Below are 22,854 nucleotides of genomic sequence, written 5' to 3'. Positions count from 1 at the left end.
CCTCGGCATAATTGCGTCCTGAATCGGCTTTGTGCATGCACAAAGCCGATTCTGTGACATCCGCCGGAGGCTTTAGGCCAACAGATGTTTTTTGCGCGAAAGCGTAGTGCTAACGCAGCGTCAGCAGCACCGAAGTTGGTCACTCAGTCGTTGCCACAGGACGTGGCGTTCTTAGACTGAGTTCCTCTATTTCAGCGGATGTTTGGAAACCCATTGAAAAGCAACTTAAACCTGCATTCATCTCACCACCTATAGAGGTGGGAGACTTCTGTAGCTGACGCTTCGCTTTCGCTACAAAAGACACTTGCTGAAAGAAGTTAAAAATTGACGGACAACTAATGAGTGGTTGTCTGTCTTTTTTTAAAGGCTTTTCATAACTTGATTGAAGAACATCATTTAAGACTGCTTCCATATCATTAAATAGCTCCACATGCTATATAAAATAACATAGCCTCATAGGAATAATTAACATCTACTTAGAAAAATTTCAAGAACTCCTAAACACCAACAATGCATATCCTTATTTTAACAAATTTTGAATAATATTTAAATATGTTATTTATTTCTTTTTAAAGCAACAGCGAACTTTTGTCGGGTATGATAAATAAAAAAGTCACCCTACAACGATTTGACCGATGCCAGGCGACTATTTAAACTATTAGCTAAGATAATAATTTCAAAGATATAGCTGACCCTAAAACAAGAGTAATGCAAACAATACGTCTCCAATCCTTGGATTCATTGAAAAACAACATTCCTAGTAAAGCGCCACCTGCCGCTCCAATTCCTGTCCAAATTGCATAGGCTGTCCCCATTGGTAATGTTTCCATAGCATATGCAAGGCCAGCAAAGCTCAAAGTAAATACGAAAATCAATAACACCAAATTTTTTATACTTTTAGCATCATTATATTTACTAATCATATAAACACCCATCATCTCACATAGTCCCGCGACTACTAATGCAACCCATGCCATTATTCGTTCACCTCTTTTTCTTTAGGCTCACCTGTCACTAGCTTTAAACCGACGACCCCTGCAAGTAAAACGACAATACATAAAATCTTAGCTAATTTCCATGGCTCTCCGAACAGTAAGCTATCCGCACATACAGTACCCGCTGTCCCTAATCCTACGAATACTGCATAAACAGTACCGACTGGTAAGCTTTCTCCAGCCTTAATTAATAAATAAAAGCTAACAACAATTGCAATAGCGGTACCAATCCATTCGAGGGCATTCCCTGCATGCTTCAATCCAATAACCCAGCCGACTTCAAAAAAAGCAGCAATTACGACACTTAACCATTGTTTGTTCATTGCGAATTCCTCCATTTTATTGTTAAACACGGATGAATGACTATTATTGGACAGTTCCCTTTGAGCAAAGTGAGTGATCTCCGGCATACCTGATCAAATTACTGACCTAGCTAAGCATTTCTCTTGCATACCTGATCACTTCTTCGGCATACCCGATCAGTTCTCTGACCTACCTGATCACTTCTCCGACATACCCGATCAGTTCTCTGGCCTACCTGAGCATTTCTCTGACATACCCGATCAGTTCTCTGGCCTACCTGATCACTTCTCCGACATACCCGATCAGTTCTCTGACCTACCCGAGCACTTCACTCTGTCTATTCCTGAACTAAGATTTTTCTTTAACTCCCTTCCCCAGTAACCAAAATAAAAAAAGCCTAAGAAACACTGTTGTAAACAGTATCTCCCAGGCTTTTATCCTTCCGTGTCACAAAATCAATTTGTGGTTTTCTCTCGGACCAGACTAGCATTGCTACGGAACCCTAGAAAACTATCCTATTTGATTGTGCTACTAGTATAGCAAACTATTCAGGTCTTTTCTACTTATACCTAACCATTCAGAAAGATAAACAGCGTTGTATTCAGAAAATTATGTTAAAATAAAACATAGTATTGTAAGGAGGTATTACATATGGCAATTGAAAAAGCACGTGAACATTTAGCACAATGGAATGTGCAACACAAAATACAGGAACTAAACGAAAGCTCGGCGACCGTTGAACTAGCTGCACAGGCACTCGGGTGCGAGCCTGAACGCATTGCGAAATCCTTATCGTTTCTCGTGAACGATGGAGCGATATTAATTGTTGCTGCAGGCGATGCCAAAGTCGACAATGCAAAATTTAAAGCTGCCTTTGGTACAAAAGCAAAGATGCTTGGAAAAGATGAAGTACTTGAAAAGATTGGACACGATGTAGGAGGTGTTTGTCCTTTTGGCGTGAATGAGGGCGTTGCTATTTATTTAGATGAATCACTTAAACGCTTCACAACAGTATTCCCTGCATGTGGCAGTAGCAACTCCGCCATTGAGCTTACTATTTCTGAATTAGAAACCTATACTCCATATCAAGACTGGATTGATGTCTGCAAAGGCTGGAGCGAGTAAAATAATTATCGGCGATACTTTAATCCGCCAGAGGCTTTAGGCCAACAAATGTTTTTTGCGCGAAAGCGAAGCGGCAGCATGCAAGATGTTTTTTAAAGCGAAACATATTTTTTAGTAATGTTTAAGGTTTATATAGTTGTTTCATTCTAATACCAGAAAAAAGCCTTACTACATTTAAATTGAAAGTATAAAATATTTAGGAGTATCGAGGTGTAAGAAAATATAACGGGGGGCTTGCAATGAAAACTATAGCGGGAACAATCTCTTTATCTGTTTCTTTTATTTTATTCATTTATTTGTTTGGACTTAAAATGGAGCACTCAGTTAAATATGACTCTGGATTCTTTTTTCTTCCAATAATTTTACTGATACTTTCCCTTATTTTCTTTAGACAAGACTATAAACGAGAAAAAAATAAAGATTTACGAGGCTAATATTCCATGCATGTGGCAGTAGCAACACCGCCATTGGGCTTACTATTTCTGTATTAGAAACCTATACACCATATAAAGAATGGATTGACGTCCGTAAAAGCTAGAACGAGTAACATTGCATCATTATCGGCGAAACTTTATAGAAAGTCTCGCCGATTTTTATTTAAGCTTCTTCCCTATATCCAACAGCTAACCAGTGGGAATCCCATTCTGTAATTTGATTGCCTACTCTACAAGATAAGCCACATGCACGGTTATCAGCGATAAATGAGCCGATTAACCATTTCTTTGTTTGTAATCCTTCCTTAAGCTTTATCGTTATAGAGGGCATTTCTACATATTGCTGATAAATAAACAAATTATCATCATAATGGGTATACACAGAGGCATTTGTTTTCGTACCATCCCCTGCATAAATTTCTACAGTATTCCCTTCCCGCGAATAGACAGGTTTCTTGACAAACGGCAAGCTTTCCTGAACAAATGGTTCTGCCGAAAGGTATGTTGGCAACATATATTTCTGAATAGCAGCTCGCTCTTCTGCATTAAAAAGAAGCGGATCATCTTTTCGCTCCCAAATCAGCCATAATAAAATTTTCGATTGCAATACATATGCAGCGGGTGCGTTAATAATAGCAAGCTGCCCGTCTTTTACAAGTTCCAATAATTGTAGACCTATACGCTCACCATCGGAAGACATATCATCTATTAAAAACTCTACTGGGTGTGCAGGACGATATAAAATATCAATTTTCTCCATGGCTGGCGTATATAGGCCACGAGCTATATTAGCAGTGTTACTAGAAAAAATGATAAGCTCTTGTATAGGAACATATTCCACATCAAAAGGTATACATTTCTTTAAAAACTGTACCTGACAATATTCCTCATAATCTTCCGCAGCCGTTTTCCCTGTAATGATGATTTTAGGTTTTTTCACATCATTTAAATAATGCATAGCCGCAAAAAGTGCACCAGACAAGGTTTTATGTAATGCCGAAACATCATTCGGACTATCAAATCCTAAATGCTGACAAAGCGCTTCATTGATCTCAAAGGTTTCTTGGACAAGAAATGGCGTTTCACCATTTAATTCAAGACATTTTATTTGTCCGTCCTCTGTACATATAAAATCGAAGCGAGCTAGTATCGATTGTTGCTGTAAATAATCTAATTGGATGTATGGCAGCATTTCAGAACGAATGCCTAGTGCTAAAAGTTGTTCATCCAATAAATACTTAAATTGTTTGCCAACCTTTAAAAATATTTTCCAAAGTATAGTAGATGCATAGTTAATTTCATCGATTTTCTCTTTGGGTAAATCTAGTACATCGTATAAGGCGTACTCTAGATTCTCAAAGTCTGGAAAGAAATTAGGGAATTTAGAATAAAATGCTTGGCGTTGTTGAAAATAATTGTCCATATTGATTTCTCCTTTTAAGAAGATGAAGAGCCACCTCGAGAGGCACCACCTGAGCCAAAGCCTGATTTTCCAGTGCTGGACGATGAGTGATTTGAATAAGAACTATTCGAAGATGAATCTGAACTATTTGAGAATGAACGCTTACCACTCGAATAAGAGTTGGAACCGCTTGTATTTGAATTAGAGCTATTTGTTGTTGAGTTATTTGAACTATTAGATGTTGTACCAGACGAATTTTGAGAGCCGTTCGTAGTAATTCCATTTGTATTTTTACTTTCGCTAGCATTACTATGATTCGTACGTGGCACTGCTGAACCGCCACCTCTATCCTCTCTATCTGTACCATCCTTTAGATTGCGGCTTTTATAAATGGCACTTCCTAGCATTGCTCCGGCAGTTGCATACATAAGTCCATTAAAGAAATGATGTGCATAATGAGGCGAATTTTCATCTAAACACTCGAACGAACCATCATCACTTTCTTTCCATTCATCACATGCATTTGCCATGTCGCTGTTATAGACACTTTGTAAATCATCACTAGCTGTTGCCGCATTGTTTTCTTCCGTTACATTATTTGTATCAGCTGAAGAGGCAGAGGACTCCCCGACATTTTGACTTTCTGTATTCCCACACGCGGCTAATTGCATAGCCATAAATGATGCTGTTGTGACTGCTATATATTTTTTCATTTGTTTTGCCATTTCGTATTTCTCCTTTATGTCGATACCTAATTTACGGATATCCCCTTCTTTAGGTTTCATTTTTTACAAATTCATACATATTATCATAGCACTAAAAACCCCCTGGTGGATTGGAATCATTCATCTCCAGGGAGTTTCGCGCAAAGATATTTATTTAGTCGGTACTGCTTTTTTTCCATATGTCATAAAGCGCCATAGCTTTTCAAATGGCCCCATTTTAAAGAATTTGAACCAGATGACACTAAAGATAATTTGAATGATAAAAATTAAGATTGCAATAATCACCGCATCAGAAGGTGAAACAACTTCAAGCCCCATTAACGACATAAGAGCTAGGCCAATAAAGCTTTGAGCTAAATAGTTTGTAAATGCCATTTGCCCAACTCGTCCAATTGGCTTAAGCAGCTTCGCAATTTTCTTATTTTCTAACATAACAAATAGACAAGCTAAGTAAAAATACGTTGTCGGAATTACCCCTAAACTAATAACGGAATTTAGATTTTCGTATCCACCTTGAGCTGCAAACCAAATCCATATTGAAATGCCAACAAAAAGTGGGAACGTCACAAATTGTAGCCACTTTATTTGTTTTGAGTATTCACTTACATGACTAATCCAATCAGCTTTTGCTACTAAAAAACCAGTTAAAAACATGATAAAAATAGTAATTGCATCATTTCCTAATAAACCAAAAACAGTTGAAAAGGCTTCTTGATTTGGCATTAATATTTGTCCAAGAATACACAGGATATGAACAGTAATAATCGCAAATAACCATTTACTAATTGTTGAAATCTTTGCATGATAAAAAGGTATCAGTAAGAAACCTATTACTGCATAAATAGCAAGGATTGATCCCCAGAAAACAAAAATATGAACAATGCCAATTAACAATAAAGCTAGTAAACGTCTTGCAAAACGCCATCTTGGCTTATCGCCACGAGCTTCTGCACGCGAAGCAAAAATATAAAAACCTACACCAAAGAGGAATGAAAAAATCGAAAAGAATTTCTTCTCAATAAAAATACCAATAAGCGTACTAATAATACCATTAATTCCACTATAGTCAGGCATCGGACCTCCCTCTACTATTATCTGGTAGGCCGCTACATTAATAAACAAAATGCCAAATAACGCTAACCCACGAATAATGTCTAAGGAAACGATTCTTTCTTTTTGAGGTACGGATGGATTCATTCTTTAAAACTCCTTATCTTTCAAACTTTACTGCACTATAGCTATTTTAGCTTTCCATCCTTACAGCAGTTTTTTTATAAGCTTACAGGAACCTTACATTTATAGATTTTTCTCATAAGTTAATGCCTTTTTTCGCTTACATTAGTTTTTAATCCCTTTCTAAAAGCAAAAATTTCATATTTTATAGTAACAATTATTTCTTTTAAAAAGGAGAATAGATAATGTACAGACACCGCAGATTTGGTTTTTGCTACCCCGGTTATAAATACTGTGGACCAGGATGTTCAGGACCAGGTAGACCTATCAATGCCGTAGATTCATGCTGCAAATTACACGACGAATGTTATGCTCGATATGGTAGATCAAGATATTGCGATGAAATGTTCCAAAACTGCTTACGACCACAAATGAACGCTAATAGTAAAATGGCTAGAGATGCTAGATTGTTTTACAATATCTTTGAAATGCGCAATGGGTTCTTTTAAATAATAAAGAAAGCTCACGATGTTATTTTTTTATGAACAGTCAAGTTATAAGCTGAAATTGTTTTAAATAGTGAATTCTTATTTAATGTCACACATTATATGTATATATTAACAGGATAGAAGAGCTTAAATAAATTCGCTCTATCTATCCTCTTTTTTACCAGAAATGATCCTATTTACTACAACAACTAATTTGTTCGTTAATCAATCTAATGTTGCGGTAATTCAAAAGGAGCTCTCAAAGATTGTTGCTTCCAGTTTAGCTATCTTCTTCAATATGATTCTTCACAAATTCTTGGATATTCGCAAATAAAAGTGGGTTACACCTTATTTATTAATTTTCACATATTGTTCAGTAATTAAAGATTGGATATATCATCTTAAACTATCTTAAACTGGTGATAGTATTATTAGGGAAATTTGTACAATACTCCACCTTAATTACATTTATTGTATATAATGAGTCTAGAAGGAAAAGTAATCCAAGGGATAGTTATCCCATTAAGAAAAATCGTTTTTTGAAAAGAGGGAGTTAAATGGAAGTTTTTTTCTTAATTCTTATGGGCTTTTTTATCGTTATGGCAAATGTTATTGGGTTTATATTCTTCAAAAAAAAGAAAAATCTATATTCTACTGCTTTCATAATATTACTACTAGCAGGTGTATTTGGTGGCCTAGGAAGCTTATTAGCACTATTTATTATTCGTGATGCCTTTGCGGTATTCTACGGGCTGAATCTTGCCTACTATTTACTAATAAATAGTCTTATCATATTTCTTCTTGCGATTTCAGTTACTATAATTAAAAAATATAATAGTAGAAAAATGTGATTATGCAAAATCAACTTAGTTTGTGAATGAATACACTTAAATTATCGGGTGCTTTAGTTACATTTTCGATTCACGAAATATCGAAACAAAAAGACAGAATTTATTCTACACGTTTTGTAGATTAAATCTGCCTTTTTGTTTTAACAGCAACAATCTTTGAGGAAAACAGCCTTACTCTAAAAAGGACTTCCTAGACAGCCTCTTTACCTTTATTAATGTAAGTGCTATCGGAATTGCTCTATCTGCTCTAATTTTCACCAGATGGAAACTCGATCCTCCGGAGCTACATACATGCCATCTCCAAGCTTAATTCCATAGGTATCATAGAATTGCTGGAAGTTTACAATCGTGCGGTTTACCCGAATTTTAGCGGCTGAATGTACATCGTTTTTGCTCAGCATCGCTGCAAATTCTTTTGTGGTTGTGGATTTCCACACTTCTGCATTGCTTTCGAAATATGCTTTATAGTCCGGATTACTCATTTTGGATATAACTTGCAGTGAAGCAGCCATTCCACCTAAATCAGCGACATTCTCGCTTAGTGTAAGCTGACCGTCGTTCAACACACCCGGAATAATCTCAATTCCATTATAGAACTCAATCAGTTTCTGGTTTTTCTCTTTGAATTTCTTAAAGTCCTCTTCTGTCCACCAGTTATTTGCATTTCCATTTTCGTCGTATGCAGATCCGTTGTTATCAAATGCATGGCTGATTTCATGGCCAATGACCATGCCAATGGCACCATAGTTTGCTTCAGGTTTACCTTTAACATCATAGAAAGGCGCTTGAAGAATACCGGCAGGGAACGTAATTTCGTTATTAAAAGGATTGTAGAAAGCATTTACGGTATATACACTCGTTGCCCATTTCGTTCTGTCCACGGGTTTTCCTAGCTTGGCTTTCATGTCATCAATGTATGCTTTGTTTACTGTGACGGTATTAGAGAACAGCGAACCGCCTTCGTCATATGTCTTGATAGCTACTTTATCTAATGTCGTATCCCATTTATCTGGATAACCGATCTTAACAACCATCGTATCCAGCTTTTTAATTGCTTTCGCTTTTGTTGTTTCTGACATCCAATCAAGAGCTTTGATTCTTTCCTCATACGTAGCAATTAACTTCTCTACCATTTGCTCAACATCTTTTTTAGCTTCTGGTGAAAAATGTTTCTCGGCAAACATTTGCTCCAAATATCCGCCCATTGTGCCAGTTGTCTTGGCTACTGCGATTTCTTGAGCTGTTTTTTCACCTGTAACGCCGTATAACGTTGCGTCAAACTCAATTGCAGCATCTCTGAATTCATCTGACAACGAACCGCTTGTTGCCATAAGCAATTGCACTTTGGAGTAAGCTTTAAGTACGTTAAGATTAGTCTCAGTCAAGAGATCCGCGCCTTTTTTCGCCAGCTTCACATCGGTTACGATCACTTTATCAGCACTGTCGACTTTCATCGATTTCAAGACTTGTTTCATATCTATTGTTTTGAACATGTCATCGAATTGTTCGATTGTATACGGATTATAGTATTTATTGACGTCGCCTTGTTCATGAGGTTCAAGCGATACAGAAGCTAAGCTTTTCTCCATTTCGTAAACTTTCTCGGCAATTGCTTTCGCAGCAGACTTTTCCTCGCCCGATGCCACAAGAAGTCTGGTCATATATTGAATATAGGCTTTTTTCGCTTTCGAGTCTTCCGTTACAAAGCTGTTCTTATCCAGACCAGTAGTTAATCCAGAGTAATACAAAGCATTTTCACTGCTGTTCTTTGCATCGTTCATGATTGAAAAGCTGAATAATGAGGTTAGACCCAATTCTTTCTCCAGGATAAGATCTGCTTGAACGAGTTCATCAAGCGTTTTAGCCCCGTCAATTGCCTTTACATATTTTTGGATGGGCTCAATCCCTTGTTTATTTCTATTTTTTGAATCTAACGCTGTCGAATAGAAGTCGGCAATTTTTTGTTCTTTTGTTCCTTCTGCGAACTGTTTGCCAACGAGCTCATCTATTATTTTTTCTATTTTATCGTTATTTTGCTTGTACAGCTCTGAAAATACGCCGCCCATGATTTCTCCTGCCGGAATTGTCGATTTATTTAACCATTCCTTATTGATCGCTTCATAAAAATCGTCATTTAAATGGGAGCCTTTAAGCGTCCAAATTCTGGCAATAATGTTTTGGAACTCATCGATCGTAATCGTGTCATTTACGCCTAATGTGCCGTCAGGGTTGCCCGTCAGTACGCCTGCTTTTGACAGTTTATTGATATCTTTCTTAGCCCAAGCGGGTACATCTGTGAACTCGACGCCAAATGTTCCACTGCGCTGATCATTTCCGACAGGCTTTGGCAATTTGCCGAATGCCCTGCTCAACATGACTAAAGCTTCAACCTTCTTAGCTGGCTCATTCTCTCTTAAATCTCCGTTTTTAGAGCCTTGCATAACGGCTTCTTTATTAATTTCTGGTTGATAAGCGTCTGCTGCCATCAACAAGGTTTTAACGATCTCTCCTCTTGTCGCTGGTGGCGACGTTTCATCGGCATACACCGATACGCTAACAGATAGGACCATTATAATGGCCATGAGTAAGGATAAAAACTTCTTTTTCATCATCGTGCTCCTCTATAGTAGATTTGTATAAATAAAGTTAAATGGGTAGAATTTAGAATTTCCACCATTCAAAACCTTTGTAGTTCATTTATTTCATTGGAAGAAGGTAGCCAAACTGGAAGCAACAATCTTTGAGAGCTCCTTTTGAATTACCGCAACATTAGATTGATTAGCGAACAAATTAGTTGTTGTAGTAAATAGGGTCATTCTGGTAAAAAAGAGGATAGATAGAGCGCATTTATTTAGGCTCTTCTATCCTTTAATTTCTATACATATAATATGTAACATTAAATAAGAATTCACTATTTAAAATAGTTTCAGCCTTGACTTTTAATAAAATATTTTTTCACCGTGAGCATTTTTTATGAACATTTAGATTTTATATAAATTGCATATTTTTGCGGGTTAGTAAATCCTAGCTTAGTGCCTAAATGATAAGATGCTTGGTTGTGAATATCACAATCCCAACAAGGCTGTATATCATTTAAAATACAAAAATCAATAAATTTCTCTGCAATGAAGCTTGCTAATCCTTTACCTCTATAATTCGGATCAGTAACTATATCAACCTCTGCTAATTGATGTGATTTAAAAATAGAAACCGCTTCGCTAATAATCTTATTTTCATGCTGAAGACAAAAACCAAAACCATTTTCAAGGAAATTATCGGTAGAACCCCAGTATTCCTCATAATATTGATTGTCAAATTCTAAACAATGCTCAATTTGACGCTGCTTGATTTTAATGAATTCGTAGTCTAGCGGTTCTCGTCTTTCTCTATCGTTATAAGCATCTATAGCAAAAGTAAAAGTGTATCTTTCGAATTTTTTCACAAGACCATCTAATCGTTGTCCAATTTTTGTGTTCCAATCATCTGAGTAAGAAAATAATGTGAAACGTTTACTTTCCTCAATAGATTCTTGTAGTAAAGCCGCGAGTTTACTTATGACTTGCTCGCTGGATGAATCACCATAAACATAGTATATTCCTGATTTGGTTTGAAACAGTAGTGAATGAAGGCTTTCATTGTCGGCATAGACAGCACCTTCTATTACCTGATCTAGAATACTGTAGACAAATGTTGGCGCGCTTTCTATTATTTCTTTGATAATCGAGTAATTCTCGGTCGTTACCTTGAACATGATCATTTCCCCTATTCTTTTGTATCTCTTCATACAGATTAACATTTTAGAAATTACTAGAATTATTGTATAATAGATACATGAAATTTGAAGGGACTGAATTATGCGCAGATAGCAATATTTTTCATCCAAACTTATTAATTAAAACTTGGAGGTAAAAGTATTGATAGAACAAATTTACACAAAAAGATTATATTTAAGAAAAATGAAGATGGCTGATACACATAGTTTATTTAAAATTTGGTCAGATCCCGATGTGACGAAATTTATGAATATCACCAATTTTACTCATGAAGAACAAGCGAAGGAAATGATTGAGCTTTTTGATCAACTAGCTAAGGAGCACAAGGCTATTCGCTTATCAATTATTGAGAAGGAATCCAATGAGATTATCGGTTCTTGTGGATTCAATTCTTTTGACGTAGAGAGCGCTACAGCGGAAATTGGCTATGATCTTGCTAAAGCTTATTGGGGAAAGGGCTATGCGCCAGAATGTATTTCCGCTTTGATTGATTATGCTTTCACCACTTTAAGCATAACTAAAATTGAAGCAAAAATAGAGCCTGGTAATAGGAATTCTATAAAAGTAGTAGAGAAATTGAATTTTACTTTTGAAGGAACATTTCAGGAATATGAAGAATCCAAAGAATCTTTTTATGACATTAATGTTTATTCTTTAAGAAAATAGATTAATGTAAAAAAATAAAAGCCAAGAATGATATCTATGAACATTCTTGGCTACTTTCATTTCTGTTACTTAATCGGAATCCAAATTTCAAAATAAAAATCCAAGCTAAATGGATTTTTGTCCGAGTACACTTCCTACTCAGCTTTCCCAGCAGGTTTGTTTGTACAAATAAATATGATGTTAAAATTCCCTACTCTCCTTAACCAAAACAGAGTAGAGAGACCGTCAGAAAAGACAGACTCTATACTCTGTTTAAAATATATTTAATAAATCAAATGGCTTTTCGATGATATAGTCATACTCCTCTGGTTTACCAAAACCATATAAAGCAAAAACGAAGGGAATCCCTGCAAACTTTGCAGAAAGCATATCTCCCTGTGTATCTCCCACATATACAGCGTTTTTTATGTGATTCCTTTCCATAATTAATTGAATATTTTCTCCTTTTGACAGGCCTGTACGCCCCGGATTTTCAAAATCAAGAAAATATTTCTCTAGTTTATGAAATGCATAAAATGTTTCTATGTAGCCCTCCTGACAATTGCTCACAATGAACAAGCGGAATTTTTTTGAAAGAGCTAGTAAAGTTTCTTCTAACTGCGGATATAAATTACCGCCATTACGTAATAAATCATCTTGCTCTTGCTGGCAGCATGCTAAAATAAGCTCCATCTGCTTTTCTTCATCAAGATAATCAAATAATACAGCAGCTATTTCTTTAATTTGTAAGCCCATCGTTTTAGATAAATCCTCTTCGGTTATCTTCCCTTTACCGTAAGGAGACGCCTGAACTACCTGCGTCCATGATTGCGCTACTGTTTTTCTTGAATCCCAAAGTGTCCCATCCAAATCGAAAATAATGCTTTCTATGTCCATATGCAACCTCCTTCATCAACATTATACAAAATATGGATGTTGAGAAATGTGAAAATTTCTCAACATCCTGCAACATAAACATGCTTTTACAGTGTTCGTCAGGACCTGCTTCGAGTTTAGTTATTTCTTGCTTGCTGTATTTCTTGTATAAATACTTTTGCTGTTTGTGTAATTTTATCGTATCCATCAACCTCTGGATTGCCGATAAGACTACCACCCGCTCCTACAGCTACAGCGCCTGCACGAATCCATTCACCTACATTACTAATATTGACACCGCCTGTAGGCATTAAATTAGCATGTGGTAAAGGTCCTTTAAATGCTTTAATTACTTTCGGTCCCATTAACTCGCCAGGGAACACCTTTAGCAAATCTGCACCATATTCCATTGCTTGTATCGCTGCTTCAATTGTCATAACACCTGGCATATAAGGAATTTGATATCTATTACATAGCTTGGCTGTTTCTATGTTAAAGCTTGGACTAACGATATATTTTGCCCCTGCAAGTATTGCGATTCGAGCTGTTTCAGCATCCAATGCTGTGCCAGCTCCTAAAATAATATCCGATTGGAAAGTATTAGCCAGTTCTTCAATCACCTTTGTTGCACCTGAAATGGTATAAGTAATCTCAATTGCAGAAACACCGCCATTTAAGGCTGCTTCGGTAATTTTTTTGGCTTGTTCAATATTATCTGCACGTACAACTGCGACAAGTCCAGCATCTGTAATCTGCTTTAATGTATTGTGTTTTGTAATCATTGTGACACCCCTTAATTCCACTTAGGATTATCAATAACCTCAGGCTGACCATCTTTTTCAACGACTAGCTTGCGATAGCCTTTTGTTTCGATTGTGCCATAATCATGGCCAGCATCTGCACGAAATGCATAAAAAGTAATAAGTGGCTTATTACCTGTATTAATGCTTCTATGTGCGTAACGCGGTGGGACGTAAACTGCTTGACCTTGGCTGAATTTTTCAATTTGCCAATCACCTTCTGGGTTCTCCATTAACATAAACCCTTCTCCGCTTAGGCAATAATATACTTCACCTGTTTCTAAAATTGTATGGAAATGTCCTTTTGTCATATGGTACTCCTCGCCCACTTTGCCAGGATATAGAACGCTCGTACCAAATAAGATGTCACCACTTGTTTGTGGGATATCCAGTTCATAAAATTCATAAATTAACGGATTATTTTCGTTTTGTAGCTTCCCATTATATGCTTGTTGATTGGCATACATATTCTTCATACTTGATAGTTGACGTTTAACTGAAGGTGTTTTTTTAGATAAACCTGTAGTTAAATCAAAATCTGTAGTAAATGCTTTTACTGACTGCGTCATATTAATCCCTCCACCTTTTAATCGTTGAAGTAAGCTCGATTTCTTCCATTATTTTATCTGTCAGCTGAATATCAAAAACCTCAGAAATCACTTGTGTCCAGCCATGTATAAAATAAATCCAGCCATCTTCTACACGTAAATTTTTGACTTGTTTTTGCTTCTCTGCTTGATGAAGGAAATCTAATTCTCCTCTATAGTTTAATTCCCATACAAGACTATCGCGTGGAAATTCAGCTTTATCACTAATCGGCGATCCTTTACGGTCTTTTCCTAATCCAGTTGCATTAATGACCAATGAATTTGACGGTAATGAAGATAATAATTCATCTGTTTGTTCATGTGAGGTAACTAAATGATATTCGACATTTGCTTTTCTATTTACATCTTGTAAAATATGCTCGATTTCTTCCAAGCGTTTCATATCTAAATCGGTAATAATCATACGTTGAGGAGTCTCTTGCCCTTTATCTTTACTCAATAAATAAGATGAAATAGCTATAGCGCTACCCCCAGAACCTAATAGCATGACCCCTCCATTATGCTTTTGCCAATATCCGCTAGGAATAAAACGCTGTAATGCTAGTCCACTAGAAATCGGGTCTTTAGCATGACCTACTAGTTTGCCATTGCGTTTAGATATACATGATAATTCACCAAACATTTGAGCATATTCATCTAGTTCGTCAAATAAATCTTTAGCTGCGGCATAAATATCAATTTTATGCGTTGTCACAAGCGCACCTAATGATAGTGGGTCGTTTTTAATAAAATCAACAACTGCTCTATATTCCTCTTTCGTTGCATGAATAGGTAAATCAATGCCGAATAACTTTGCCTCTGGAAAACCTAAAACTTTCATCCATTCTGGAAAAATCCTCATAATAGAAGATTTAGTTGTTGTCACACCTATAAAATACATCGTTGGTGCGGTTGCTACTTGCGGTATGCTAGCCATGTTTAGTCATCCTTCCCACTTACTTTGCTAATGCGCGAGCAGCATTGTCTATCGTCATTTTTCTGATCATGCTGTCACTAACTCCTGCTTTTTTTAGCATTGGTAAAAATGTTGTCTGTAAATAATCTAAGCCTATATGGCCGCCATCGTAATGACGCATCCTTTTATTTGTTGTATCAAGACTAAGTAAAATACGGTCCTCATGTCCCTTGTCTAAAAGTCTTAAAATCATATTTACCTCATCTTCATCCGAATGATAACGGAAACGACCAATTGTATCTAACTCGATATAAACGCCACTTTCAGCTACTTGGAGCATATACTCCAAGTTTTCCGTCTTTCGGTCTAAATGACAAATAATCAGTTTTTCAGGTGCTATATCATGTTTTTCATAAAAAGCAATCTGCTCTAAAGCATGATAGCCTAGTTCTGTATGAGACATAATGGTTGTATTCGTTAATTTTGAAGCTGTAGCTGCCGCCTTAAATAATGAGAAATATCGACCTGCTACCCCTTGCATATCTGCCGCAGTTTTAATAAGTCCTGCTTTTCCATCAATGCTTGTAGACGGCCAGTTGTCCTCACCATCCTGATAAAGATGATTTGTTAATTCATTAACAAATAATTCCGTCAATTCCCCTGAAGAGGCGCCATGTATCCAATGATCGCTTTTATAAAATACAAGCTTATGAAAACCTGTACATGCAATGATATTTAGCCCACTTTCTTCAGATACTTTTTTTAACAATGCTGCATTCCTTCCAGCACCGATTGGCTGCGCATCTACAATTGTTTGAACACCATGCGACATTGCCAATAGCACTTCATTTTTCGTTTTTTCATAGTCATCAATAACAAGTGACGTATCTACCTGCATCGGAATGCCTTTTTTTAAAAAAAGATGCTCATGTGGTTGCGTAATGCCAAGTTCATTTCTTCCCTTTTCACCAGTTATCGTTGTAATAGTCATTTGCATTCTACTATTCACCCCTGCTCATTCAACAGGTTCAGTATATTTTGTGTTGAAACAATCGCCATACGCTCTACTGCTTCCTCTGTATAAGCACCAATATGTGGCGTTAAAATAAAATTATCGAGTTGAACAAGAGCATCGCCTACTTCTGGTGGCTCCACCGAATAAACATCTTGAGCAGCAATAGCAATTTGTCCTTGAACTAATGCACTTAGTAGCGCTTGTTCATCTACTAATTCCCCACGTGCTGTATTAATGAGCATCGCAGACGGTTTCATATTTTCAAAAACTGCAGCATCCATAATATGCTTTGTTTCAGATGTCGCAGGTAAATGCAAAGAAATGATATCTGCTTGCTGAATAATTTCTGTAAAATCAGTCGCATAACCAATTTGATGTGCTTGAAGGAATTCTTCATCTCGCATATATGGATCGTAAATCGTAACTTCCATCGCTAAGCCTTTAGCACGTTTCGCAACTTCTTTTCCTATTTTCCCGCCACCGACAATCAATAAATGTTTGCCTGTTAGTTCAATTCCGATAGAACGATCCCATCCGAAATCTTTGACACCTTTGATTGTGGAGGACAGCTTTCTTGCGCATTCAAACATTAAAGCAAGTGCTAATTCACATACCGAAATATTATTTGTATCTTTTGCATTTTCCACCTTAATCCCTTGTGCTGTAGCTGCCTGTAAATCAATATTATCCATTCCTACACCATATTTTGAGATTGCCTTCAAACTAGTAAACTTGTGTAATACTTCTTCTGTAAAAGGGTCTACACCAACAATAATCCCTACAACATCTTGATCTGTGAAGCTCAATAATTGCTCCTCTGTCAATGTTTTACCTGTCGTATTTTCGATTACTTCATAACCCATAGTTGTTAGCATTTCTATTGGCTTTTCTTTATATTTTTGAAATGATTTTGGCATAATTAAGATTTTCGGCATTTGCTTCTCTCCTTTTACATGAAGCTTAAATCATATTAATCAACATCAATAACGACCTTCATTACTTTATCTTTGTTGTCCTCAATAATATGATACGCCTCTAGATAATCTTCAAATTTCACATGATTTGTAAATAATGATTCAACCTCAACTTCTTTATTTATTAATAACTCGACAGCTTTATCAAAATCTTGTGATTGATACATTGCCGTACCTAAAATTTGTAGCTCTCGATCCTGAACAAAACCCATATTTACTTCCGTAAGATTCGACACAACACCTACAATAACTACTGTGCTACCTTTTCTAGCAATATTAATAGAATTTGCTACAGTCAATGAAGAACCTACACACTCAAAAATCACATCTGCCTTTCGCATACCAAAGTGCCTAATAATGCCCTCTTGTAAATCTTCACTTTTATTATCAATTATCTCTAATCCAACTTTTCTAGCCATTTCTAGTCTTGCTTCGCTTAGCTCTGACACAACGACCTTATTTGCCCCAAATGCTTTAGCCGTTTGCGCAACAAGATTTCCAATTGGTCCTCCGCCAATTACTAACACATCTTTATCCCCAATATTCAGAACCCTTTTCACAGCGTGTACAGCAACAGCTAATGGCTCAACCATAGCTCCTTTATCAAATGATAGGCTATCAGGAAGTACTGTTAATTTATCTGCATCGACAACAAAATATTCAGAAGCAAGTCCTGTTGTTTGGAAGCCCATCACCTTTAAATCCTCACAGACATGGTACATGCCATTTTGACAAGGGAAGCATTCTCCACAAACTACTTGAGGTTGGACTGTCACTTTTGTTCCAATTTGTACAGAGAATACATTAGTACCTACTTCAACAACTTCAGCAGCTATTTCATGACCTTGTACAACAGGAAAATGCGTGGTAAGGGTGTTGCCCATGATAAACATGAATATCCGATCCACAAACACCAATTTTTTTGATTGCTAATTTCACTTGATTGTCTCCTACTGCTGGGACATCCACTTCTTGAAATATAATTGTGGCGGGCTTTGTCATAATGGCTTGCTTCATTTTCATGCCATTTCCTCCTCTATCCATACACAATGACTACTTTGCGCTCTGTTTTACCAGATAAGTAATCTTCAAATGCTTGTATAATATTTTCAAATGAATAAACGTCCGATAAAAAATCACGTAACACTAACTTTCCTTCCTCAACCCACTGAAGAACTCTTTCATGACAAGCACCTTCTTCATTTTTATAAGGTATCTGCTGGAAATTAATTTTCCAATTATCAGGAGCTTCTTCATAATCTAAATGCAGTTGGCTTCCTTTAGGAACACCGTAACAAAGCAATTCTCCACGGTCTTTTAATAAAGTAAGACCTTCATTCAAAATTCGCTCATTCCCAACAGCATCTAATACATATTCAACACCGTTCGGATAAATTTTTTGGATTTGTTCTTTTACTAATCCGTTTTCAGTATTAATAATGGTTGCTACACCAGACTTACGCATTAGTTCTTCCTTCGCCCCATTTCTAACAACTACTGCAATTGATTCGATACCACTTAATTGCATCAACTTAATGAATGCTAATGCCACAGGACCACTACCATAAACTAATACTGTTGCACCTTCATTAATGTCGAAATATTGAATCGTACTATATACTTCTCGCAAAGTTACAAAAATAGGGGCTTCTTCTATTAAAAGATTAGCAGGCAGTACTTGCTGAGCATAAGCAACCTCTGGGCATTCATCGTCTTCATATGCTTGTTGGTCATCGATTACACCAAATTCACTAAAAGCACCCCAGCCTGAAGTAGCTATTGTTCCATCATCTAGTTGAACTGTTGGTGCAAAAGGCAATATAACGATGTCTCCTTCTTTGTAGGAAACAACCTCCGCTCCTACTTTTTCCACACGACCTACTGCCTCATGCCCAAGCATAATTGGATATGATGATGTCTTAAAGCCTTTAAATCCGCCCTTTATAATTGTGGCGTCCGTACCACAAAATACCACATGCTAACATTTTAACAAGCGCTTGTTTTGTAGTAATCGTTGGCATTGGCACTTCTTTAAAAAACAGCTCACTTTCGGCATTAACAATTAGCGTTTTCACTATACCTCCCCCTTCTTTATCTAAATAGTTCTTTCCTTTTTACTAGTCATAATTTGAAGAAGTACAGCAGCAATAATAATAATTCCTTTAATAATATCCTGAGGGTACGACGGTACAGCCATTAAATTCATTATGTTTCCAATAAGACCCAGAATCAAAGCACCCGCTACTGTATTTAATACAAAGCCTTTCCCACCCATTAAACTTGCACCACCAATAACAACTGCTGCAATGGCATCTAGTTCTTGTCCCATTCCAATAGTGGCACTACCAGTAGACGTACGTGAAGCTACAAACACTCCTGCTAATGCAGCAAGTGCACCAGAAATTGCATAGGTTGACATCACATAAACCTTTGTACGGACACCCGCTAACTGAACAGCTGTTTCATTACTGCCAATTGCTACAATCTTGCGTCCAAAACCTGTATAACGTTGAATAAGTGTAAATATCACAATCAATATCAATGCTATCCAAATAAGTGGATACAGAAAATCTTTACTCGTCAACACATTAATTGTTCCAGATTCAACCTTTATTGGTCTACCTTCTGTTATAACAAAGGCCACCCCTCTAGCAATTGTCATTGTTGCTAAGGTAGCTACAAAACCTTGAATACCTGTATAAGCTACAAGTGCACCAGAAAAAATCCCAAATAAGAGTCCCACTATAATTGCTATCGTAATTGATACAGAAAAATGTAATCCTATATCAGTAATTAAAAGTGCTGATATAGTAGCCCCTAATGCCATAATAGAACCTACTGATAAGTCAATACCACCAGCTAAAATAACATAAAGCAAACCGATTGCTACAAGTATTGGGCCTGCTTGCTGCAGTAAAATATTACGAATATTCATTGTCGTTAAAAATGTATCAGAAAGTATTGCACTAATAATAATAAGCAACAGTAAAATAATAAAAGTATTATTATTAATCAGGAATCCTTTCCAGTTAAATTTCTTAGCTGTAGATGTCATCACTTAAACCCCCATCGCTAATTTAATTAAATTATTTTCTGTTAAAGATTCTTTCTCTAAGCTTCCTGTAATTTGTCCTTCACGCATTACTATTGCGCGATCGCAAAGCCCTATAATTTCAGGCATTTCTGAGGAAATAACAATAATAGCAACGCCTTTTTCCGCCAAATCATTGATAAGCCTATAAATTTCCGTTTTAGCACCTACGTCTACCCCACGTGTTGGCTCATCCAAAATGATTAATTTCGTATCAATTGCTAACCATTTAGCAAGTGCAATCTTTTGCTGATTACCACCACTTAAACTATCAGCGAGATCCTCTGTTGAACCATACTTTGTATTAATACGAGCTAATAGCATTGCGACTTTCTGTTTTTCTTTAGAGTGTGCTATCCATCCATTAGATTGACTGGAAACCATTGTTGTATTTAAACGAATAGATTGTTTTAACAACAATCCTTGTTTTTTTCGATCTTCAGGTAATAGACCAATTCCTAATTTAATGGCTTGTTTAGGACTTTTTACATTAATTTCATTCCCAAAATAAATAATTTTTCCATCCTTTTTTGGAGAAGCACCAAAAATAACTCTCATCGTCTCTGTTCTACCTGAGCCAACTAAACCACTAAATCCAACTACTTCACCAGCTTGAACAGAAAAACTTACATTATGAATAAGTTCTTCTGTAGTTAGATTTTCAACTCTTAGAACTTCTTGACCAATTGTAGCTTGTCTTTCAGGGAATAATGTTTGAATTTCTCGTCCAACCATCATTGTGACAAGTTGCTCTTTTGAAATTGATTTCGTTTCTACCGTATCAATATATTTTCCATCCTTTAATACAGTAATTTTATCGCTAATAGCAAATAGTTCCTCAAGACGATGTGAAATATATACAATTGTTACGCCTTGTGCCTGCAATTTTTTGATTAATTCCAATAATTTTTGGGTTTCAGAATGAGTAAGTACTGCTGTAGGTTCATCAAATACAAGTATCTTAGAATTTTTCGCAAGACATTTACAAATTTCAATAATTTGTTGATAGGCTACACTTAATTCTCCAACCTTTGTATTCGGATCAATATGACCAAACCCAATTTTATCTAACTCTTTTTGTGCATCTTCCCTCATTTTTTTCCAATTTATAAAAATACCGCTGTTGCTTAATTTATCAATATAAATATTCTCGGCAACTGTTAAATCGGGAGCAAGCATAAATTCTTGATAAATAACCGAAACTCCCATATCAATCATTGCTTTCGGTGTTGCTGTTTTTGCTTCTAGACCATCAATAACAATCGTACCTGTATCTTTTGCATAAGCTCCAGCCAATATTTTCATCAGTGTGGATTTCCCTGCTCCATTTTCACCAATAAGAGCATGTATTTCTCCTTTTTGCACCTTTAATTGCACATCATTCAGTGCTTGAATACCACCAAAGTATTTTGATATATGATTCATTTCGATGATGTATTTAGAATCCAATTTGCTTACACTCCTTCCTTATTCTTCAACTTACTAATAAGCTAAATAAATTATATGTATATAGAATCCCCACTCTTACCTTTAGAAAGTAGGGATTCTTTATATGAAACTTTTTAGAAACCAAACTCGTAATATTCATCTACATTATCTTTTGTAACTGCTGCTGGTTGAGTCAACGTAATTTCTTCATAGCTTTTTTGATCTTTGCCATCCACTAAAATTTCTTTAGCAATTTCTACACCTAATTTAGCTACCTTGAATGGACTGTTTTCACCAGTTGCGAAATATTTACCTTCCTTAATTAAATCGTAGGCTTCGATAGCACCGTCTGCTGCTGCTACAATGTCTACATTTGATTTATTAGCATTTTCAAGGGCTGTCATAGCACCAAATAGCATATGATCGTTTTCACCTAATATAGTCGTAATATTTGGATTTGCTGTAATAAGGTCCTCCGCAGCAGTTAAACCTGCTTCACGAGTCCAAGCACCCCATCCTTGACCAACTACAGAAAATTTTGCATCTGCATTTGAAGCTTTACCACTTGAAGCAAGTTGTGCATCCATTTCGTTTGCTAATTTCCAAGCCTCGTCTTCTGACACACCTAATTTACCTTCTAAAATACCAGCAAATAAACCTGTTCGACGCTCCATACCTGCTACATTTCCTTTTGCTCCACTTAAAATGATTGAAATAATTTCTGCATCGCCCATTTTCTCAGCATAGGCTAAACCTACTAATCTACCATTTTGCTTATTGTCAGAGTAAACAGTCGTTACATTATTCGCTTCCTCTGCCACACCACTATCTAAGTTAATAACAGGGATACCAGCTTCAGCTGCTTTATTAATACTTGGTACTACTGCATCTGGTTCAGTTGCGTCTAGGAAAATTAAATCCATACCTTGTGAAATAAATGTTTCCATGTTTTCGGCTTCTTTTGTTGAATCACCATTCGCATCAAGTACAGTTACTTTCCATCCTTCAGCTTTTGCATATTCTTTAACAGCTTCTACAAGAGATACAAAATATGGTGAATCTTGCGTTTTTATAGCAAAACCTACTTTAAATGTGTCATCACTTTTTCCATCTTCTGCTGAATTTGAATCCCTACTACATGCCGCCGTGATAAGCATCACTGCAAATAATGCTAGAAACAACATAAACTTTTTACTCTCATTGTTTTTCCTCCTTATATTTGAATTTATCGTAATATCACTATGTTATGACAT

At 36.3% G+C, this 22,854-nt stretch carries 26 protein-coding genes and 1 riboswitch; of the genes, 5 read left to right on the top strand and 21 right to left on the bottom strand.

The window, feature by feature from the left end:
- Positions 1 to 139: 139 nt before the first annotated feature.
- From ACFCYJ_RS01775 to ACFCYJ_RS01765, 3 genes are all read right to left on the bottom strand, one after another.
- The gene (locus ACFCYJ_RS01775; protein ID WP_376069863.1) at positions 140 to 412 is read right to left on the bottom strand and encodes a hypothetical protein; all 273 of its coding nucleotides are present in this window, start codon (positions 410 to 412) and stop codon (positions 140 to 142) included.
- A 250-nt stretch (positions 413 to 662) separates the two neighbouring features.
- Entirely contained in the window at positions 663 to 977 is a 315-nt protein-coding gene (locus ACFCYJ_RS01770) for a DMT family transporter (RefSeq protein WP_376069860.1), read from the bottom strand.
- Positions 977 to 1,318 carry a DMT family transporter gene (locus ACFCYJ_RS01765; RefSeq protein ID WP_376069857.1) on the bottom strand — a complete coding sequence of 114 codons (342 nt, stop codon included), beginning with the start codon at positions 1,316 to 1,318 and terminating at the stop codon, positions 977 to 979. The genes ACFCYJ_RS01770 and ACFCYJ_RS01765 overlap by 1 nt, the downstream gene beginning before the upstream one ends.
- Before the next feature lie 401 nt (positions 1,319 to 1,719).
- Positions 1,720 to 1,815, bottom strand: a riboswitch (guanidine-I (ykkC/yxkD leader).
- Between the two features lie 134 nt (positions 1,816 to 1,949).
- Between ACFCYJ_RS01765 and ACFCYJ_RS01760 the strand changes: the two genes are divergently transcribed.
- Positions 1,950 to 2,423, top strand: a complete 474-nt coding sequence (locus tag ACFCYJ_RS01760) for a YbaK/EbsC family protein (protein ID WP_376069855.1) — start codon at positions 1,950 to 1,952, stop codon at positions 2,421 to 2,423.
- Positions 2,424 to 2,662: 239 nt separating this feature from the next.
- Positions 2,663 to 2,857 carry a hypothetical protein gene (locus tag ACFCYJ_RS01755; protein WP_376069852.1) on the top strand — a complete coding sequence of 65 codons (195 nt, stop codon included), beginning with the start codon at positions 2,663 to 2,665 and terminating at the stop codon, positions 2,855 to 2,857.
- 163 nt (positions 2,858 to 3,020) lie between these two features.
- Here the strand turns inward: ACFCYJ_RS01755 and ACFCYJ_RS01750 are convergent, their stop codons facing one another.
- From ACFCYJ_RS01750 to ACFCYJ_RS01740, 3 genes are all read right to left on the bottom strand, one after another.
- On the bottom strand, positions 3,021 to 4,280 hold the full coding sequence (locus tag ACFCYJ_RS01750; protein ID WP_376069849.1) for a glutathionylspermidine synthase family protein: 1,260 nt from the start codon (positions 4,278 to 4,280) through the stop codon (positions 3,021 to 3,023).
- 14 nt (positions 4,281 to 4,294) lie between these two features.
- Positions 4,295 to 4,984, bottom strand: a complete 690-nt coding sequence (locus ACFCYJ_RS01745; RefSeq protein ID WP_376069846.1) for a hypothetical protein — start codon at positions 4,982 to 4,984, stop codon at positions 4,295 to 4,297.
- 150 nt (positions 4,985 to 5,134) lie between these two features.
- On the bottom strand, positions 5,135 to 6,181 hold the full coding sequence (locus ACFCYJ_RS01740) for a DUF418 domain-containing protein (protein ID WP_376069844.1): 1,047 nt from the start codon (positions 6,179 to 6,181) through the stop codon (positions 5,135 to 5,137).
- Positions 6,182 to 6,402: 221 nt separating this feature from the next.
- On the opposite strand from ACFCYJ_RS01740, the gene ACFCYJ_RS01735 reads away from it, so the two are divergent.
- Positions 6,403 to 6,666, top strand: coding sequence for a Parvovirus coat protein VP1-like protein (locus ACFCYJ_RS01735; protein WP_376069841.1), 264 nt, complete (start codon positions 6,403 to 6,405; stop codon positions 6,664 to 6,666).
- A gap of 536 nt (positions 6,667 to 7,202) precedes the next feature.
- Entirely contained in the window at positions 7,203 to 7,496 is a 294-nt protein-coding gene (locus tag ACFCYJ_RS01730; RefSeq protein ID WP_376069838.1) for a 3-isopropylmalate dehydrogenase, read from the top strand.
- Positions 7,497 to 7,750: 254 nt separating this feature from the next.
- Here ACFCYJ_RS01730 and ACFCYJ_RS01725 read toward each other — a convergent pair whose 3' ends face one another.
- The gene (locus tag ACFCYJ_RS01725) at positions 7,751 to 10,108 is read right to left on the bottom strand and encodes a M13-type metalloendopeptidase (protein WP_376069836.1); all 2,358 of its coding nucleotides are present in this window, start codon (positions 10,106 to 10,108) and stop codon (positions 7,751 to 7,753) included.
- A 359-nt stretch (positions 10,109 to 10,467) separates the two neighbouring features.
- Positions 10,468 to 11,247 (bottom strand): GNAT family N-acetyltransferase, encoded by a 780-nt coding sequence (locus tag ACFCYJ_RS01720; protein WP_376069833.1) that lies wholly within the window; start codon positions 11,245 to 11,247, stop codon positions 10,468 to 10,470.
- Positions 11,248 to 11,410: 163 nt separating this feature from the next.
- Between ACFCYJ_RS01720 and ACFCYJ_RS01715 the strand changes: the two genes are divergently transcribed.
- A complete protein-coding gene (locus ACFCYJ_RS01715; RefSeq protein WP_376069830.1) occupies positions 11,411 to 11,935 on the top strand; it encodes a GNAT family N-acetyltransferase in 525 nt (174 codons plus the stop codon).
- A gap of 252 nt (positions 11,936 to 12,187) precedes the next feature.
- On the opposite strand, the gene ACFCYJ_RS01710 is transcribed toward ACFCYJ_RS01715, so the two are convergent.
- The 13 genes from ACFCYJ_RS01710 to ACFCYJ_RS01650 form a co-directional block, all read right to left on the bottom strand.
- Positions 12,188 to 12,811 carry an HAD family hydrolase gene (locus ACFCYJ_RS01710; protein ID WP_376069828.1) on the bottom strand — a complete coding sequence of 208 codons (624 nt, stop codon included), beginning with the start codon at positions 12,809 to 12,811 and terminating at the stop codon, positions 12,188 to 12,190.
- A 116-nt stretch (positions 12,812 to 12,927) separates the two neighbouring features.
- On the bottom strand, positions 12,928 to 13,572 hold the full coding sequence (locus ACFCYJ_RS01705) for a bifunctional 2-keto-4-hydroxyglutarate aldolase/2-keto-3-deoxy-6-phosphogluconate aldolase (RefSeq protein ID WP_376069825.1): 645 nt from the start codon (positions 13,570 to 13,572) through the stop codon (positions 12,928 to 12,930).
- 11 nt (positions 13,573 to 13,583) lie between these two features.
- The gene (locus ACFCYJ_RS01700) at positions 13,584 to 14,159 is read right to left on the bottom strand and encodes a glucose-6-phosphate isomerase (RefSeq protein ID WP_376069822.1); all 576 of its coding nucleotides are present in this window, start codon (positions 14,157 to 14,159) and stop codon (positions 13,584 to 13,586) included.
- Between the two features lies 1 nt (position 14,160).
- Complete coding sequence (locus ACFCYJ_RS01695; protein WP_376069819.1) at positions 14,161 to 15,114, bottom strand: shikimate dehydrogenase family protein; 954 nt, start codon at positions 15,112 to 15,114, stop codon at positions 14,161 to 14,163.
- Positions 15,115 to 15,133: 19 nt separating this feature from the next.
- Positions 15,134 to 16,102, bottom strand: a complete 969-nt coding sequence (locus ACFCYJ_RS01690; protein WP_376069816.1) for a phosphotriesterase family protein — start codon at positions 16,100 to 16,102, stop codon at positions 15,134 to 15,136.
- A complete protein-coding gene (locus tag ACFCYJ_RS01685) occupies positions 16,099 to 17,043 on the bottom strand; it encodes a phosphoglycerate dehydrogenase (RefSeq protein WP_376069814.1) in 945 nt (314 codons plus the stop codon). The genes ACFCYJ_RS01690 and ACFCYJ_RS01685 overlap by 4 nt, the downstream gene beginning before the upstream one ends.
- A gap of 35 nt (positions 17,044 to 17,078) precedes the next feature.
- Entirely contained in the window at positions 17,079 to 17,966 is an 888-nt protein-coding gene (locus tag ACFCYJ_RS01680; RefSeq protein WP_376069812.1) for a zinc-dependent alcohol dehydrogenase, read from the bottom strand.
- Positions 17,920 to 18,105, bottom strand: a complete 186-nt coding sequence (locus ACFCYJ_RS01675; protein WP_376069810.1) for a hypothetical protein — start codon at positions 18,103 to 18,105, stop codon at positions 17,920 to 17,922. Before ACFCYJ_RS01675 ends, ACFCYJ_RS01680 begins: the two co-directional genes overlap by 47 nt.
- 13 nt (positions 18,106 to 18,118) lie before the next feature.
- Entirely contained in the window at positions 18,119 to 19,057 is a 939-nt protein-coding gene (locus ACFCYJ_RS01670; RefSeq protein ID WP_376069808.1) for a zinc-binding dehydrogenase, read from the bottom strand.
- Complete coding sequence (locus ACFCYJ_RS01665) at positions 19,011 to 19,157, bottom strand: hypothetical protein (RefSeq protein WP_376069806.1); 147 nt, start codon at positions 19,155 to 19,157, stop codon at positions 19,011 to 19,013. Before ACFCYJ_RS01665 ends, ACFCYJ_RS01670 begins: the two co-directional genes overlap by 47 nt.
- Before the next feature lie 20 nt (positions 19,158 to 19,177).
- Positions 19,178 to 20,137, bottom strand: a complete 960-nt coding sequence (locus tag ACFCYJ_RS01660) for an ABC transporter permease (RefSeq protein ID WP_376069803.1) — start codon at positions 20,135 to 20,137, stop codon at positions 19,178 to 19,180.
- 3 nt (positions 20,138 to 20,140) lie between these two features.
- On the bottom strand, positions 20,141 to 21,622 hold the full coding sequence (locus tag ACFCYJ_RS01655; protein ID WP_376069800.1) for a sugar ABC transporter ATP-binding protein: 1,482 nt from the start codon (positions 21,620 to 21,622) through the stop codon (positions 20,141 to 20,143).
- Between the two features lie 113 nt (positions 21,623 to 21,735).
- Positions 21,736 to 22,785, bottom strand: a complete 1,050-nt coding sequence (locus tag ACFCYJ_RS01650) for a substrate-binding domain-containing protein (RefSeq protein ID WP_376069797.1) — start codon at positions 22,783 to 22,785, stop codon at positions 21,736 to 21,738.
- Positions 22,786 to 22,854: the final 69 nt, after the last annotated feature.

This window comes from Lysinibacillus sp. NPDC056232, from assembly GCF_042267565.1.
Taxonomy (GTDB): Bacteria; Bacillota; Bacilli; order Bacillales_A; family Planococcaceae; genus Lysinibacillus.
The sequence above is the reverse complement of the archived record's forward strand: the minus strand, read 5'-3'. Positions and strand labels throughout refer to the sequence as shown.

What these genes read in the sequence shown, in the direction of transcription:
- ACFCYJ_RS01775 (WP_376069863.1), bottom strand. Translation starts at nt 412, where the DNA reads ATGGAAGCAGTCTTAAATGATGTTCTTCAATCAAGTTATGAAAAGCCT.
- ACFCYJ_RS01770 (WP_376069860.1), bottom strand. Translation starts at nt 977, where the DNA reads ATGGCATGGGTTGCATTAGTAGTCGCGGGACTATGTGAGATGATGGGT.
- ACFCYJ_RS01765 (WP_376069857.1), bottom strand. Translation starts at nt 1,318, where the DNA reads ATGAACAAACAATGGTTAAGTGTCGTAATTGCTGCTTTTTTTGAAGTC.
- ACFCYJ_RS01760 (WP_376069855.1), top strand. Translation starts at nt 1,950, where the DNA reads ATGGCAATTGAAAAAGCACGTGAACATTTAGCACAATGGAATGTGCAA.
- ACFCYJ_RS01755 (WP_376069852.1), top strand. Translation starts at nt 2,663, where the DNA reads ATGAAAACTATAGCGGGAACAATCTCTTTATCTGTTTCTTTTATTTTA.
- ACFCYJ_RS01750 (WP_376069849.1), bottom strand. Translation starts at nt 4,280, where the DNA reads ATGGACAATTATTTTCAACAACGCCAAGCATTTTATTCTAAATTCCCT.
- ACFCYJ_RS01745 (WP_376069846.1), bottom strand. Translation starts at nt 4,984, where the DNA reads ATGGCAAAACAAATGAAAAAATATATAGCAGTCACAACAGCATCATTT.
- ACFCYJ_RS01740 (WP_376069844.1), bottom strand. Translation starts at nt 6,181, where the DNA reads ATGAATCCATCCGTACCTCAAAAAGAAAGAATCGTTTCCTTAGACATT.
- ACFCYJ_RS01735 (WP_376069841.1), top strand. Translation starts at nt 6,403, where the DNA reads ATGTACAGACACCGCAGATTTGGTTTTTGCTACCCCGGTTATAAATAC.
- ACFCYJ_RS01730 (WP_376069838.1), top strand. Translation starts at nt 7,203, where the DNA reads ATGGAAGTTTTTTTCTTAATTCTTATGGGCTTTTTTATCGTTATGGCA.
- ACFCYJ_RS01725 (WP_376069836.1), bottom strand. Translation starts at nt 10,108, where the DNA reads ATGATGAAAAAGAAGTTTTTATCCTTACTCATGGCCATTATAATGGTC.
- ACFCYJ_RS01720 (WP_376069833.1), bottom strand. Translation starts at nt 11,247, where the DNA reads ATGTTCAAGGTAACGACCGAGAATTACTCGATTATCAAAGAAATAATA.
- ACFCYJ_RS01710 (WP_376069828.1), bottom strand. Translation starts at nt 12,811, where the DNA reads ATGGACATAGAAAGCATTATTTTCGATTTGGATGGGACACTTTGGGAT.
- ACFCYJ_RS01705 (WP_376069825.1), bottom strand. Translation starts at nt 13,572, where the DNA reads ATGATTACAAAACACAATACATTAAAGCAGATTACAGATGCTGGACTT.
- ACFCYJ_RS01700 (WP_376069822.1), bottom strand. Translation starts at nt 14,159, where the DNA reads ATGACGCAGTCAGTAAAAGCATTTACTACAGATTTTGATTTAACTACA.
- ACFCYJ_RS01695 (WP_376069819.1), bottom strand. Translation starts at nt 15,114, where the DNA reads ATGGCTAGCATACCGCAAGTAGCAACCGCACCAACGATGTATTTTATA.
- ACFCYJ_RS01685 (WP_376069814.1), bottom strand. Translation starts at nt 17,043, where the DNA reads ATGCCGAAAATCTTAATTATGCCAAAATCATTTCAAAAATATAAAGAA.
- ACFCYJ_RS01680 (WP_376069812.1), bottom strand. Translation starts at nt 17,966, where the DNA reads ATGGGCAACACCCTTACCACGCATTTTCCTGTTGTACAAGGTCATGAA.
- ACFCYJ_RS01675 (WP_376069810.1), bottom strand. Translation starts at nt 18,105, where the DNA reads ATGAAAATGAAGCAAGCCATTATGACAAAGCCCGCCACAATTATATTT.
- ACFCYJ_RS01660 (WP_376069803.1), bottom strand. Translation starts at nt 20,137, where the DNA reads ATGACATCTACAGCTAAGAAATTTAACTGGAAAGGATTCCTGATTAAT.
- ACFCYJ_RS01650 (WP_376069797.1), bottom strand. Translation starts at nt 22,785, where the DNA reads ATGTTGTTTCTAGCATTATTTGCAGTGATGCTTATCACGGCGGCATGT.